Origin of the sequence: Halobacteriovorax sp. (genome assembly GCF_048381875.1) — a bacterium.
Lineage (GTDB): Bacteria > Bdellovibrionota > Bacteriovoracia > Bacteriovoracales > Bacteriovoracaceae > Halobacteriovorax_A > Halobacteriovorax_A vibrionivorans.
Map to the genome: position 1 here is coordinate 230,239 of NZ_JBLXBP010000002.1, position 14,426 is coordinate 244,664.

The window sequence follows — 14,426 nt, forward strand, 5'->3', positions numbered from 1 at the left end:
GATATCATAAAAAAAGCCTAGGCAATACCTAGGCTTAGTTAATTTATGTCGAATGAATAGATTTTAAGAAATTACGACTCTAGCATCATCTCATCAGTGCTCTCTTCTTCTGTCGCTTCTTCTTTAGCAGGTGGACGACATATAGCAATAACTTCTTCCATGTCCATCATTGCCTCAACTTTTTTAGGTAACTTCATATCAGCGACAGTTAGATTCTCCGCAATATCAAGTCCTGAAACATCAATTTCAACTTTTGCAGGCATATCCTTTGGAGTACCGCTAAGAGTGATATTATCGTGCATTAAAACAAGCACACCACCTTTCTTGCGTCCAGCTGGTTCCCCCATTGCAATAATAGGTACTTCAACCTCATTTGTTTCACCTTTAGGTAATTCAACAAGAGAGAAGTGAACAAGTTCCTTTGAAACAGGGTCTCTTTGTATTTCTTCAAACTTAACAAAGATAGTACGTTTCTTTGACTTAACTTCATAGACCTCACCTGTTTTACTGATGGCCTTTTTAAGGTCTAATTCAGATGCTCTAACAGGAGTATTCTCAACATTCGGTCCATACATTGTCCCTGGGATTAATCCCATATCACGTAATTCGTGAGTCTTTGTATGTAGATCACGATCTTCTATTTTTAGTTGAGTTAATTTATTAGTCATTTTGCTCATAACCATCCTTTTTTTTGTTGAACGATTTCTATTTGTTAGTAATAACCTAACGCAATTAGACTTATAAATTAAATGCATATAAGATTATGGATATATAATGTTAAATCTATATAGGTGCTTCATGTATAAGATCAATTTCAATCATCTCAAGTACTTCCTGACAATTGCAGAAGAAGGCTCAATTGTTAAAGCTTCTAAGAAGCTTAATATTACTCAACCAGCACTGAGTCATCAATTGCGTTTACTAGAAGAAGATCTTGAAAAGAAATTATTTGACCGCTTGGGCAAGAAGCTAGTTTTAAACGACAATGGAATTGTCGTTATGGAATATGCGAGAAAAATCTTTCGACACTCAGAGGAAATGATTCAATATCTCAAGTCTAATAATGATGATTTTATAACAATCATAAAAGTTGGAACAGTGCCATGGGTACCTAATGATGTTATCTATGACTTTCTAAAACCACTTATCATCAATCCACATTTAAAAATACAAATCTATCAAAAAGACCTCGACTCCCTTTATAAAGATATAGCAAATAACAAACTAGACTTAATTCTCTCGGACACAGAGTATACAGGCCGTTCAAAGAAGCTCATTGCTCACAAATTAAAGGCAGAACCATTAGTTTGTGTTGCAGCTTCTAAAAATAGCTTTAAGGGAAAATTTCCAAATTGCTTAAGTAATAAGAAAGTAATCAATTATCCAGAGATCTGTGTACTTGGACGCAATATTGAAGACTATTTTGAAATTAATAATCTTTCGGTAAAGATTGTTAGTGAATTTACAGACTCATCTTTAATAAAGTCTGCTGTGGAGCACGGTGGAGTTGCCGCATTTCTACCTAGAAGTGTTGTAAAGCAAAGCTTGAAAGAGAAGAGGTTGATAAAGCTTGGACAAGATAAGAATCTAGTCTTTAACTTATGGGCCATCACAAGTGGAGATATTTCAAAAGAAAATGCTCTTGCTCAAAGAATTGTAAAATATAGAGGCAGTTAAGCAAGAGGTAGGTTTAGAGTTACTCGAGACCCACAATCTGGTAAGTTTTCAATTAATAATTTTGCGTTATGTTTTTCCAAGAATGAATGAACTAATTTTAAGCCAATACCAGTTCCCTTCTCACCTTTCGTTCCTTGCTTAACATGGAATGTGTTACCACTTGCAAGTCCATTGATGACAACATCAGGAACGCCTTCTCCTTGATCAACAACTTCAATCTGATATCCATTTTCATCATGTTGACCTTTGACATTGATCTTTCCACCTTCAGGAGTGAATTTGATTGCGTTGGAAATAATATTTCTAATACAAGTCTCAATCATAACGCTATCGTGATTTAGAACATAATCTTCAAGGTCGACATCAATATCAAGTTCTTTTGTCTGGGCCAATTCAGTTGCAAATTCAATGGCCTTCTCAATTGTTGGCTTTATATTTGTATCTTTTGGATCATAGCCTAAACTTTCATTACTTGTTATGGCCCAAGACAAGAGGTCTCTTAAGAGATTATCGGTTTTACGAGCTGCTTTTAAAATTCTATTTTGATAGCTTTGAATTCTTTCCGTACTTAGTTCTCGATTTGAGCGTGTTACAGCTTGAGCTGAAGACATAATGACTTGAAGAGGACTCTTTAGATCATGTGCAATTGTTGAGATGACATCATCTTTAGTCTTATTCATTTCAGCAAGTCGTCTATTTGAAATATGAAAAAGTCGCCAAGCGCGATTAAACATGGAACGAAAAGCAAAGAGAACAATATTTAAAGAAACGAGAATAAAGACGCGATAGCCATGATTTGCTAAGTCTGCTTCAGGATGTAAAAGAGGAACTGTTAAAAATACTAAAAATAAGAGAACACAATTCCAAATGATGCATTTTAGTCGCCCAGGAAGCATGACATAGAATGAAGTCGTCATAATCATAACACCAGCAAGAAGTGTTGAACTTCTTCCTTGAACCATAAATGTTAGAGCAGCAACGATAATGACTGATAGAAGTTTAATATAAAAAAGATGGACCTCAACTTTTTCACTATATCCCTTATTTCTCCACGAATAAACAAAGTAGAGTCCATATGCTACAAGCCCCACTCTTAGAGCTGTAAGTATGTTGGGAGAACCATAAAAGAATGTCCTTTGGTAATCAGCGAAAAGGCCAGCAAAAAGCATCAAAATACAACAAGTGAGATAAGAGTAACGAGTATAGAAAGAGTCCTTATTCCATGCATTTTCTAAATACTCTCTCTCTTCTTCAGAGTTATTAAACTCTCCAAAGACATTTATAAATTGATCCAAAATTAAGTCCCACTGAAAAATATTTAAACTTAGTTACAATAAATTTTAATTAATGGCGACAGAAAAAATCATATCTAAGAATATTATACAGTCAGGCCTAGAGGTCTCAAAGTTCTTTAATATTAGATACTTAGAATAGTTTAGGATATGAATTATTTTGTAAAACTCACATACATGTACACGTTCATTATCAAGATTATAAGTAGTTACAAAACCATTCCCAAGACAGCCTAAATATCTAAAGACAATACTCTTTATTTACAAGATTAGAGAAGGGGACAATTTTTCCGTTTTAAATTTAGACGGCCTAGAAAATTGTTTCAAAATCCCCTAATCAAATAAGTAAAATGTTAGTTTTCCTTATGAATAATTTTCTAGCAACTCTACTATTGTCCACAGCTCTATTGAACCTAAACTCTTTTGCCAAAGAAGATCATCAAAGCTTTTTAAAAATCTCAATGGAGGTTCAACAAGAACTGCAATGTGAAAGAGAGTTTCAAATTATTAACAAAGCCTTTAAAGTTCGTTCTAAGGATTTTGTGGATTGCGAAGATGCCTTTTGGGCCGATAGGGCCATGAGTAAAGTTAAACAAATTTCAAATATATCACCTAAGGTTAATCTTGAATTACTTGCAAGAGACAGTGGTGCCTCATTTGATATAGGAAGCACTATTCGCCTTCCCTTAAGACTTACCTTTTCAAATCGATGGGGACAAGTATATGACTCTCTTAGCCTAGGAACGGATGCCATCCTCTACCATGAGTATTCACATGCAATTTTTGGCGAGGTCATTGGAAAGAAGTTTTATCCACAGTTTAAGGCCATGGCAGAAACCTTATCACGATACAAAATAGCTCTTCAAAACGCCTATGCCACAGGAAACTATGGCAACGCTGTTAAGTACTACGAAAACCAGATAAAGAGACTACAAGAGAAAATGAAAACTCATCATGAAATTGAGTATTATCATTTATCATCATCGTATAATGAATTCTTTGCTGACCTTGTTGCGGTCTTAGTAACAAATAACGCTAATAGTATATTCAATGCTCTCTACTATGATGAGATGAGTGATCAGAGCTATCAAATGATTAAGCTTAGGTCTTTTGAAGATCAGTCAACAAACTACGATAATCGACTACTAAATGAGATCCATGGGGAACTGGCCCTAGCAAGACAATTTATTGGTAAAACAGTACTAAATGAGATTTTTTCAATTAGAGATGAAAAGTTAGCGAATCAGAGAAAGAAAGCACTTCTTGATAATGTTCTTAAGGCAATTGATAACCAAATGACGAAGAGAATTGAGCTTAATGACTTTGGAATTTCACCAAAGAAAAACAATGAAAAGTTAATTAAAGAGCTAAAAGAAGTTCTAAAGCTAGAAGTATAATAAGCTAAGCAAAGCTCTCGCCCATTAACGCACACCCTAATAAGAGGTTTAACTTAAAATCTTTACAAGATTAAATTGACGCTCTATGCCCCTAACATTTATTATTTTCCACAGGAATCGTTTAGGAGCATTTCATTAGCATCGACTTATTTAAATACTTTTATCCAGCTTCTGCATATGACCAAGAAGATGAGTTAGCGGCTATCCAAAAGAGATATCAGGCGCGCCTTATCACTTTTTCAACAATCACACTTCTAATACACTTTATAACAATAATTTTAATTATTTTCTCTCAAATTCAATTTACGACGAATTTTATATACACTGAAGCATTAGTGATTCCATTGTGTCTATTCTCCTTATACACATATAAGAAATACGACAATCTTCTCACATATCGAGTTCTTTTATACATTACAACATTTGTACTCTTAAATTATCGTATCTATGTCATGCAGTCCCACTCGACAGAATTACTGACATGGACTCTCGCTTTCTTCATCGTCATGGTTTACACGACAAGCTTAAAAGTTGCCATTACTATATTGATAAGTAATTTATCGCTAATAGTTTATAATACACAATATGGTGAAGCCTATGTGTGGCTACTACCACTAAAATATCAATTAATAATTCATAAGATCTACCCCACCCTAATTATTGCCTTTATCCTTCTCTATAAAAAATTGTCAGAAGTTGCCAAGACAAACGAACTAGAGCGTTTTAATAAAAGAGACGTGATATCAAAAATGATAATCACTTTATCTCATGAAATTAATAATCCATTGGCAATCGCAAAACTCACTGTAAATAAACTTAAAAGAAAAAGTGAAAATGAAATTATGAATAAGATGGATGAAAACCTAGATCAGATTTCTAAAATCACACATCTTATAAAAGACATAAGCGACTTGAAAGAAGTGGAGCATGGTGACAGAAGAATCTTCGATCTCTATAGTACTATCAGTACAAAAGATAAGTCGGCAAAGACTTAGGAGAATTTTATAAAAAAGGACCTGTTAAATTACTTTTATCCAAAGTCTGCATTTGATCGTGAAAATGAACTTGCTGCAATTGAAAAGAGATACCAAGCGAGGTTAATTTCTTTTACGGTTATGACCTTAGTAATTAACTTTGCATTAATTCTCTTAATTTTCTTCTTTCAAATTGAAACGAATTCATTCTTCATTCTAGGCTCATCACTCGTTATCCCGGCCGGGATATGCACTCTCTATTTCTACAAGAAATATGATAGTACCTTTTTATTTCGCTTATATATATTCTTTATTACTTTTGTCCTTTTAAACTACAGAGCCTATGAACTACAATCACATTCAAGTGCATTACTTCCATGGTTTATTGCTTTCTTTGTTATTAGTGTTCAGACAGTAGATTATAAGTCTTCATTTCTCATACTTGTGAGTAATCTCCTTGTAATGAGTTATGGCTACTTCTATGGGACTGTCTTCGAAGGTTTCCTCGCGCTGAAATATCAGATAATCGTCAACCAGATATATCCAACACTTCTTATCGTTATCTTTTTGCTTTATAAGAAATTAATAGAAAGATTAAAGGAAAAAGAAGTTGAACTGTTCCAAAAGAAAGACGTTATATCTAAAATGATTATTACCCTATCTCGAGAAATTAACTCACCTCTTACAGTTGCAAAGCTTACTGTTAATAAGCTTAGAAGAGAATGTGATGATGAATCAGTGGATCGAATTGAAGAGAGTCTAAATCGAATCACAAAAGTCACTCATCTAATCGAGGATATTAACGAGCTAAAAGAAGTGGAATATGGTGAAGGAAAAATGTATGACCTTTATAACTCTGTCAGAAATAAAGGTCGTTCAAAAAAAGATATTCTATCTTAACTTAGCGATCAAGCAGAACTGACAAGTATAAGAGATCATAATAAGTTGCCAAAAAGAGGTCTGGATCCCTTTGAGAAAGGTCTCGATAATACCTCTTTGCTTCCTCACTTCCGTCTTTAAATGACTTATTAAGCGCCTGGAAACTGCGACTATTAATTGCATGATGCTCAACAACTTCTTTCGATAATGCCAAGGTTTGCTCTAAATTGAAGTCCATGACACCTTTTTTATAGTTTTCCAACTCTCTTTGAGCGGCAATGATAGCAGGAGTTAAAAAATAAACACTTCCTCCTTTTTTAACAATCGGTCCAGCAAATGTACTGACTTTATCACTTGCAAGGTAAGGTCCCATATACTGACTATATGTCTTTCGAAGTAAGCTTCTCTTTGCACCAAGATTTCTCATCCCCTTCTTTTGGGCCAGTAGGAAAAGAGCATTTACTTCAGCAAATGACTCTGCTTCATGTACTCCATGTGCAGATGGTGAAGAAGAGTAATTCTTAAGCATGAAGTTTTGATCAAGACAGTGTGATAATTCATGATAAAGTGAATAAAGATATAACTCTTCAAGCGTAAAGAGATTTTCAAATCTTGAAAAATCAAAGTTCTCATAAACATCAACTTCTTTTGAGTCACCTAAAACTCTTCTGACTTCTGCTGATAGATCATTCATAATTCCATTTGGTAAAACGGCGCAGAATTTTAATTCTTTCCCCCATCCTCTTTCAAAAAAAGGTATCGCTGAAGCGGCACCATTTAATGACGTAAAGTACGGAACGAGATTAACGGCCTCATTATGTGAAAGTTCGATGTCATGAACATCTAGAGTATAATTTTTAACAATTTCAATTTGATCAGTCTCTTCTAGACCAACAAGTTTTGGCGCTATTTCATTCTTATCGAAAATGATAATAGGATACTCATAAGTATTACGATATTCCTCATTCAACTTTTCAACTTCACTACTGAGATCAAAAGCAAAACCAAGGCCATGAGTTAACATTAATAAGATAGGGACAATTAAACGGGGTAAATTCTTCATGTTAACGTTAAACCATATATAAGAAGTGAAAACATTAACTCCAGAAGAATTACATGGAGTGAATAAAAAATATACAATAAAAAAGGGGCCTAAGCCCCCAATATTATTATGCTACCTTTATTTTTGGATTTAATTTTAAAGAGCAATTAACAGTATTTGTTACTAAACACTTATCCTTAGTTTCTTCTAGTAACTTCATATACTTATCGACATCCTTTTTATTTTTGACTACTAACTCAGGCTTAATCTCTACCGAAGTAAAGGCCATACGTCCGTCTTTACGATCTAAAGTTGCATCCGCTTTAACGTCAATTTTATCCCAGTCTAATTTTCGGGCCTTTGCCAATTCTTTAAAGCTTAATAGATAACAACTCGAAATACTTGCTGAGAATAGGTCCTCAGGTGACCACTGATTTTGATCTCCTTGAAAGTCAGGACCTTGAAACTCTCGTGGAGCTGTTGAACGAATTTTACCTTCAATTCCAGAAGCTGAAATTTCCATGTTGTCATTTTTACTTTCACCATGTGAACTCGTTGTGTAAACACTCATATTTGTCTCCAATGTTTAGTTAATAATTGGATATTAAATGAAAAACGAACTCAAATGTTTTAAATAAAACCTCATTTTTATTTAAAAAGTAAACATGTCACTGATCTTCAAGTGTTTTAATTCTTTATAATCATGTTCAAATTAGATGACTTAAATTAAATTGAATTTTCCTAATCTAGGTCATCTTTTTTCTAAGGAATTTCTTCTATGATTAATCTCAATTAGGAGAAAGATATGAAATCTCATGATCTTGAAAGAAAGTACAACATCCCAGTTCCTCGCTATACAAGCTATCCTGCCGTCCCCCATTGGAATGGGGCCCCATGTGAAGGTATTTGGCTGGGACACCTTAAGGATCAATATGATCCAGCTCAGGGAGTGGAATTATACATACATGTTCCTTTCTGTGAGAAGCTTTGTTACTACTGTGGCTGTCACAGAGTTATATCAAAGAATAAAGATCGTGGCCTTGAATATGTGAACTACCTAATAAAGGAATGGAAGCTATATAAGAAGAAGCTAGGAGATATCAAAATCGCCTCGATTCATCTAGGAGGAGGAACTCCAAACTTCTTAACAGTAGAGGCCTTTACAAATTTATTTAATGAGTTATCTCCAAGCTTCAAAGAGGAAGAATTTAAAGGATCAATAGAAATTGACCCACGTACATGCACTAAAGAACAACTCGATATGTATAAGAGCTTTGGAATTGAACGACTCTCAATGGGAATCCAAGACTTTGATGAAAAGGTGCAACTAGCAATAGGAAGAGTTCAGCCTTATGAGAAAGTAAAAGAACTTGTTGATTATGCTAGAGAAATTGGAATTGCTGATATAAATTTTGATTTAATCTACGGTCTTCCTTTTCAATCAACAAATACAATCACAAAAACGATAGAAAAAGTATTAACTCTGAACCCATTACAAATCGCTTTTTATAGTTATGCTCACCTTCCATCAAGAATTAAGAATCAAAGACTCATTCCAGAAGAGGGCCTACTACACGGTATGGAAAAGAGAGCACTTTATGAAAAAGGAAAAGAGCTTCTTGCCATTAATCATTACGAAGAAATTGGACTAGATCATTTTGCAAAAGATGATAGCAGCTTGGCCAAGGCCAAAAAAGAAGGTCGTTTAAGACGTAATTTTATGGGACATACACATAAGACATCGTCCATGATCATAGGTCTCGGTTGCTCATCAATCTCTTCATCAATTAAAAGTTTTGCTCAAAATGAGAAGGAAGTTAAAGAATATTATAATAAGATTGATAGTGGCCTTCTTGCCATTAGATCTGGTCATATACAATCATCCCAAGATCTTGAAGTAGAAGAAATCATGCAAGACTTCTTTGCAACTAATAGCATTGATAAGAAATCATGGAAAAAACTTAATCATGCAAGCATCATTAAACAAAAACTAGATGAGCTGCAAGAAGATGGCCTTATCGAAGAAGGTGATCGTTTTCTCGTAACAGAAAAAGGGAGACCTTTTATGAGAAATATTGCCAGCATCTTCGATCATCATTTAATGAGATCAAAGGAAAGGAGCGGCTCTAAATCTTTATAGATAGAAATCAAGGGCAAGCATCGTTATAACACCAATGATCACACCAAGAGTTGCGTTACGCTCATGTCCCTGTCTGAAAAGCTCAGGGAGCATTTCTTGGCAAATAACAAATAACATTGTCCCAGCAGCAAAACCTAGTGCCGCAGGAAGGGTTTGCGCCGAGATACTTGTGGTTAAATAACCCACTCCAGCTGCAATAGGTTCAACAAGGCCAGAAAGTAATGCCATCATAAAAGCACGATTACGACTTGCTCCTTCATTTAAAATACCAAATGCGACAACAAGACCTTCCGGAATATTTTGAAGTGCTATTGCTAAAGCCAGGACCATCCCACCAGCGTGATTTCCTCCTCCGAAACCAACTCCAACAGCAAGGCCCTCAGGAAGGTTATGGAGAGCAATGGCCAGAGTAATTAACGTAACCCGACTAAGTTTTTTCTTGCTCTGACCTAGCTCCATATCGTTATTCTTATTTATATGCTTATGAGGGATAAAATCATGAACAAAGATAATAAAGATATAACCTAGAAATAAACTAAGAAGAAATATAGGCATGGCCATAGTGGCAGAGTATAATTTCCCCGCTTCTTCAATTCCAGGCATGATGAGTGAAATAAATGAAGCAACTAACATGATCCCTGCGCTAAAGCCCATCGCAATATCTAGCGCCTCTTTTGAGTAATTCTTCTTAAAAAAGATAGGAATTGCTCCAATTCCTGTAGCAAAGCCTGCGATTAATACTCCTGAAATGGCCATCATATTTGCTGTCATGCTATTTCCTTTCCCCTTATAAAGATGGTGATAGAATAATTTTATCAATTTTCGAAAAAGATAGAATTCAATTAGTTAAATCTCCTAATAGAAAATAACTATTGAATACAAACTCCTGATAAGTTGCTTATTTTCCCTAAATAATAGATAATTTAATTCACACAACACACATATCTATAGGGAGAATTAATGAGTCAATTATCGCCACAAATGAAAGAAGAATTACTTGCTGAAATCAAATCTCTTGAGTCACAACTGACTGGAAATATGATGGATGACATGGATATTCGTGGGCGTATCCACAACATAAAAATGAAACTTGAAGGTGTAAAACCTGTTGATAGTTTTGTTGATTGCATTGGATGTGGTTCTTAAAATAATCAAATAAATTACAGTATAAAAAAAGGCCTCAACTAAGAGGCCTTCCTTATGACAAAAAACGCGAGAGAGAGATGCGTTTTTATGACAGCATTAAATCTTCAAATGCAGTAAGTCCGGCCTTGGCCCCCTCACCCATTGAAATAATAATTTGCTTATACGGAACAGTTGTAACATCACCTGCCGCATAAATTCTTTCTTGATTCGTGCGACATTTATCAGTCACAATAATTTCACCAAATTTATTTTTTTCCACAAGATCACCTAAGAAAGCGGTATTTGGAACGAGCCCAATTTGGACAAAAACTCCATCGAGATCAATCTTTTTAATATCTCCAGAATCACGGTCCTCATACTCAAGGGCCACAACCTTTTCACCGTCTCCAATAACTTTATCTGTTCGAGCATTTTTAATAATTGTTACATTCTTTAGTGACTCTAACTTATCAATTAAAACTTGGTCGGCCTTTAACTCAGGAGCAAACTCCACAACCGTTACAGACTTAACAATTCCAGCAAGATCGATCGCTGCTTCAACTCCAGAGTTTCCGCCACCGATTACACTTACATCCTTGCCTTTATAATAAGGTCCATCACAGTGAGGGCAATAAGCAACACCACGTCCTAGATAGTCTTTTTCTCCTTCAACTCCTAGCTCGCGCCACTTAGCACCCGTTGCAATAATAAGAGACTTTGTTTTAACCACTTCACCACTATTTAAAAATAAAGTCTTAAGCTCTCCATTTTCAATATTATCAACACGACGATGTTCTAGTAGCTTAATATCGTATTCTGAAACATGTTTTCCAAGTGCAGCTGAAAGCTCAGGGCCTTCAGTATATGGAACAGAAATAAAATTTTCGATTCCCTTAGTATCTTGCATCTGACCACCAACACGATCAGTGATAATGGCAGTCTTTAGGCCTTTTCTTGCTGTATAAACAGCAGAAGACGCACCAGCAGGTCCACCACCAATAACAATGACATCATACTCTCCAAGATCCTTAGTTTCATTTGAAGTTGAGCTCTCATCTTTGCCAAAGCGCTCTTCTAATTTCTCAAGGAGATCAACAAGTGATGACTTACCAGAATGTACAAGGTCTTTATCGTGAATAACACTTGGTACACCTTGAATTTTCAACTCCTTAATTTCGTCTTGGACGAATTCACCATCAATCATTTCATGAGTAAAATCTTCCTTATAAATGGCCATTAAGTTTAAGGCCTGAACAATATCAGGACAGTTTTCACATGAAAGAGAAATATATGTCTTAAGATCTATTGATCCTTTAAGAGCTTTTATTCGATTAATGATCATATCATCAGGGAGCTTCCCTTTTAGATCACTATTTAAAATGGCCAGGATTAAAGAGGTAAACTCATGTCCTCCAGGGATCCCTGAAAATTTAATTCCATTTGCCTTCCCATTAACTTCGATTTCAAAATGTGGGTAATCATAAGTCTCCCCACTCGACTTTGTACTTATTTTAGGAGAAGTACCTGCGATGCTCTCTAGCATCTCTACAAGCTCTTGTTGCTTTGAATTGCTAGATTCACTGTACACAAGTCCAATCTCACTTTCTAAATTAGCATAGACTGATTTTAATTGTTCAATGATTGCGTTATCTAACATTTTGTTCTCCTTCTTCAAAAAAGGGGGCACGAAGCCCCCCTATATATCTAGTATTCTGTATAAGAATAATTCCTAGATTTTACCTACAAGGTCTAGACCTGGCTTAAGTGTTTCCGAACCTGGCTTCCACTTAGCTGGACAAACTTCATCTGGGTGCTCAGCAATAAATTGAGCAGCTTGAACTTTTCTCATTAGTTCATCAGCGTTACGTCCAATTCCGTTGTCTTGAACTTCAGCAAGCTTAATTTCACCAGCTGGGTTGATTAGGAAAGTCCCTCTATAAGCAAGACCTTCTTCTTCAATATGAACACCAAATGCTCTAGTTAATTGACCAGTTGGGTCTGCAAGCATTGGGTACTTGATCTTCTTGATTGTTTCAGAAGCATCATGCCATGCTTTGTGAGTGAAGTGAGTATCTGTTGATACAGAGTAAACTTCTACACCCATTTTTTGGAATTCTTCGTACTTATCTGCCATGTCACCTAGTTCAGTTGGACATACGAAAGTAAAGTCAGCAGGATAGAAGAAAAGGATCGACCATTTTCCTTCTAGGTCTTTTGCTGTAACTGTTTTAAAGTCATCGTTTACGTAAGCTTGTACAGAAAAATCTTGTACTTTTGTGTTGATTAAAGTTTGCACTTGCATCTCCTTTATAAAAGTTTTCAGTGTTTAATTCTTGTTTAGAATTATGGCAATAAATCAAGAAATTCTCTAATATTAATTGTCTAATATGTGATAGATTTCACCTATCAAGAACGATAACTACAATAGATCTTGCTTATGTGTCGCATCAAAAAATAAGTCGGCCATATTGCTCTAAATAAGTGAGACGCGGTTAGTCGAGATGATATATCTCCATGATTTCACTAAGAATCTTATCAAAGTCAATGTTCAGATCCTTGAGCTCACCTGAATGAACATCAAAAACCCAACCATAGACCTTAAGCCCTCTTTCACGGTTTGCTTTTTGAACAGCAGCAGTCTTTATGGCATTGATACATTGTTCCTGAACATTTAGCTCAACAAGGCGCTCATATCGCTTATCCTCGTCTTTAATATTATTGAGTTCAGTTTTGTGAGTGCGATATACATCTCTGATATTTCTAAGCCATGGATTAAGAATACCAAGGTCTTGGCTTTCCATTGCTGCCTTTACTCCACCACATCCGTAATGCCCGCAAACGATGATATGGTCAACTTTAAGATGTTCAACAGCGTAGTTTAGAACACTCATGACGTTTAGATCAATACTTATAACCATATTGGCAATATTACGATGAACAAAAACCTCTCCAGGGCCGGCCCCCATAACTTCTTCAGCAGTTACTCGACTATCTGAGCATCCGATATAAAGATAATTCGGATTTTGCCCCGCACCTAACTTTTCAAAGAATTTCTCATCCTCGTTAAGCTTTGCCTTCACCCACTCTTTATTATTTTTGAAGATATTTTTGATATCCATTAATTCACCTATTTGATTATATTCGATAAATAATATGTGAATCTAATGAATTTGCCAATTACGCTTTTAGTTATAACCCCTCTAGAAGGAACTTAACCGCCAGACTTTGAAGAATAATTGCTGCAATAATGCTAAAAATAGGCCCAAGCTTATCTGAAGCACGTTTTGCAATGCTCATTCCAACAATTGTTGAACAAAATGCCCATCCACCGATGGAGATAATATATGGAGTTAGCACCTTTCCTGATGCACCAATTGTCACACCAACAGCAAAGGCGTCAAGACTTGTAGCAAATGAAACGAGTATTACTTTAAAAATACTGTGGAATTCCTTTGGTTTTTCTTCCTCATGTTCGTGCTTACCACTCAATTCTTCATAACCTTCATAGGCCATATGAATGGCAACAGCAGTTAAGAGTCCAAACGATATCCAATGATCAATATAATCAAATTGTGCAATAACTTTCGCACCAGCAATGGCACCTAAGAATGCAACTAGCGCTTCCGCACCACCGGAAGAAAAAGCAAACTTTATCGAATCACTAAACTTATGAGGACGAGCTCCCATTGCGACAGCAGCAGAGAAAGAATCCGCACAAAGGACAAGCCCAATAACTACAACTTCAAAATAATTAATCATAAGTACTTATAATACTGTTTGATAAGCTAGACAATGATTATTCTTTTTTTCACGCTACTGTCCTAAATGGTATTTCTTTAATATTGTCATATCAATGAAATACTTAATCCTCATACTCTCATTTAGTACTTTTGCATCCTT

General features: G+C 35.4%; 15 protein-coding genes. 6 read left to right on the forward strand and 9 right to left on the reverse strand.

The genetic code is table 11. The features are described 5' to 3' along the window. Nucleotides 1-71 precede the first annotated feature (71 nt). Entirely contained in the window at nt 72-677 is a 606-nt protein-coding gene (locus ACN5L8_RS05295; protein WP_419172506.1) for a 50S ribosomal protein L25, read from the reverse strand. A 121-nt stretch (nt 678-798) separates the two neighbouring features. Between ACN5L8_RS05295 and ACN5L8_RS05300 the strand changes: the two genes are divergently transcribed. Then, a complete protein-coding gene (locus tag ACN5L8_RS05300; RefSeq protein WP_419172507.1) occupies nt 799-1,677 on the forward strand; it encodes a LysR family transcriptional regulator in 879 nt (292 codons plus the stop codon). Here the strand turns inward: ACN5L8_RS05300 and ACN5L8_RS05305 are convergent. Then, on the reverse strand, nt 1,674-2,972 hold the full coding sequence (locus ACN5L8_RS05305) for a sensor histidine kinase (RefSeq protein WP_419172508.1): 1,299 nt from the start codon (nt 2,970-2,972) through the stop codon (nt 1,674-1,676). The two genes, ACN5L8_RS05300 and ACN5L8_RS05305, sit on opposite strands and share 4 nt — an antisense overlap. A gap of 362 nt (nt 2,973-3,334) precedes the next feature. Here ACN5L8_RS05305 and ACN5L8_RS05310 point away from each other — a divergent pair, with 362 nt between their 5' ends. The 3 genes from ACN5L8_RS05310 to ACN5L8_RS05320 all read left to right on the forward strand — a co-directional run bounded on the left by ACN5L8_RS05310 (nt 3,335) and on the right by ACN5L8_RS05320 (nt 6,240). Next, nucleotides 3,335-4,366, forward strand: coding sequence for a hypothetical protein (locus ACN5L8_RS05310; protein ID WP_133296912.1), 1,032 nt, complete (start codon nt 3,335-3,337; stop codon nt 4,364-4,366). A gap of 344 nt (nt 4,367-4,710) precedes the next feature. Next, entirely contained in the window at nt 4,711-5,361 is a 651-nt protein-coding gene (locus tag ACN5L8_RS05315) for a sensor histidine kinase (RefSeq protein ID WP_419172509.1), read from the forward strand. Between the two features lie 120 nt (nt 5,362-5,481). After that, complete coding sequence (locus tag ACN5L8_RS05320) at nt 5,482-6,240, forward strand: hypothetical protein (RefSeq protein WP_419172510.1); 759 nt, start codon at nt 5,482-5,484, stop codon at nt 6,238-6,240. A gap of 1 nt (nt 6,241) precedes the next feature. Here the strand turns inward: ACN5L8_RS05320 and ACN5L8_RS05325 are convergent, their stop codons facing one another. Both ACN5L8_RS05325 and ACN5L8_RS05330 read right to left on the reverse strand, forming a co-directional pair. Beyond that, a complete protein-coding gene (locus tag ACN5L8_RS05325) occupies nt 6,242-7,282 on the reverse strand; it encodes a hypothetical protein (RefSeq protein ID WP_162929545.1) in 1,041 nt (346 codons plus the stop codon). Nucleotides 7,283-7,388: 106 nt separating this feature from the next. Next, nucleotides 7,389-7,832 (reverse strand): OsmC family protein, encoded by a 444-nt coding sequence (locus ACN5L8_RS05330; RefSeq protein ID WP_115361036.1) that lies wholly within the window; start codon nt 7,830-7,832, stop codon nt 7,389-7,391. A 234-nt stretch (nt 7,833-8,066) separates the two neighbouring features. Between ACN5L8_RS05330 and hemN the strand changes: the two genes are divergently transcribed. Beyond that, a complete protein-coding gene (gene hemN, locus ACN5L8_RS05335) occupies nt 8,067-9,401 on the forward strand; it encodes an oxygen-independent coproporphyrinogen III oxidase (RefSeq protein ID WP_419172511.1) in 1,335 nt (444 codons plus the stop codon). Here the strand turns inward: hemN and ACN5L8_RS05340 are convergent. Beyond that, entirely contained in the window at nt 9,396-10,172 is a 777-nt protein-coding gene (locus tag ACN5L8_RS05340) for a ZIP family metal transporter (protein ID WP_419172512.1), read from the reverse strand. The two genes, hemN and ACN5L8_RS05340, sit on opposite strands and share 6 nt — an antisense overlap. A 189-nt stretch (nt 10,173-10,361) precedes the next feature. Here ACN5L8_RS05340 and ACN5L8_RS05345 point away from each other — a divergent pair, with 189 nt between their 5' ends. Beyond that, entirely contained in the window at nt 10,362-10,547 is a 186-nt protein-coding gene (locus tag ACN5L8_RS05345; protein WP_115361040.1) for a hypothetical protein, read from the forward strand. Between the two features lie 85 nt (nt 10,548-10,632). On the opposite strand, the gene ahpF is transcribed toward ACN5L8_RS05345, so the two are convergent. The 4 genes from ahpF to ACN5L8_RS05365 all read right to left on the reverse strand — a co-directional run bounded on the left by ahpF (nt 10,633) and on the right by ACN5L8_RS05365 (nt 14,285). Continuing rightward, nucleotides 10,633-12,183, reverse strand: a complete 1,551-nt coding sequence (gene ahpF, locus ACN5L8_RS05350) for an alkyl hydroperoxide reductase subunit F (protein ID WP_419172513.1) — start codon at nt 12,181-12,183, stop codon at nt 10,633-10,635. Nucleotides 12,184-12,255: 72 nt separating this feature from the next. Next, nucleotides 12,256-12,822, reverse strand: coding sequence for an alkyl hydroperoxide reductase subunit C (gene ahpC / locus ACN5L8_RS05355; RefSeq protein WP_115361044.1), 567 nt, complete (start codon nt 12,820-12,822; stop codon nt 12,256-12,258). A gap of 196 nt (nt 12,823-13,018) precedes the next feature. Then, nucleotides 13,019-13,645: a carbonic anhydrase gene (locus ACN5L8_RS05360; RefSeq protein ID WP_115361046.1), complete on the reverse strand. Its 627-nt coding sequence runs from the start codon at nt 13,643-13,645 to the stop codon at nt 13,019-13,021. A gap of 70 nt (nt 13,646-13,715) precedes the next feature. Further along, the gene (locus ACN5L8_RS05365) at nt 13,716-14,285 is read right to left on the reverse strand and encodes a manganese efflux pump MntP family protein (RefSeq protein ID WP_419172514.1); all 570 of its coding nucleotides are present in this window, start codon (nt 14,283-14,285) and stop codon (nt 13,716-13,718) included. Between the last annotated feature and the right edge of the window lie 141 nt (nt 14,286-14,426).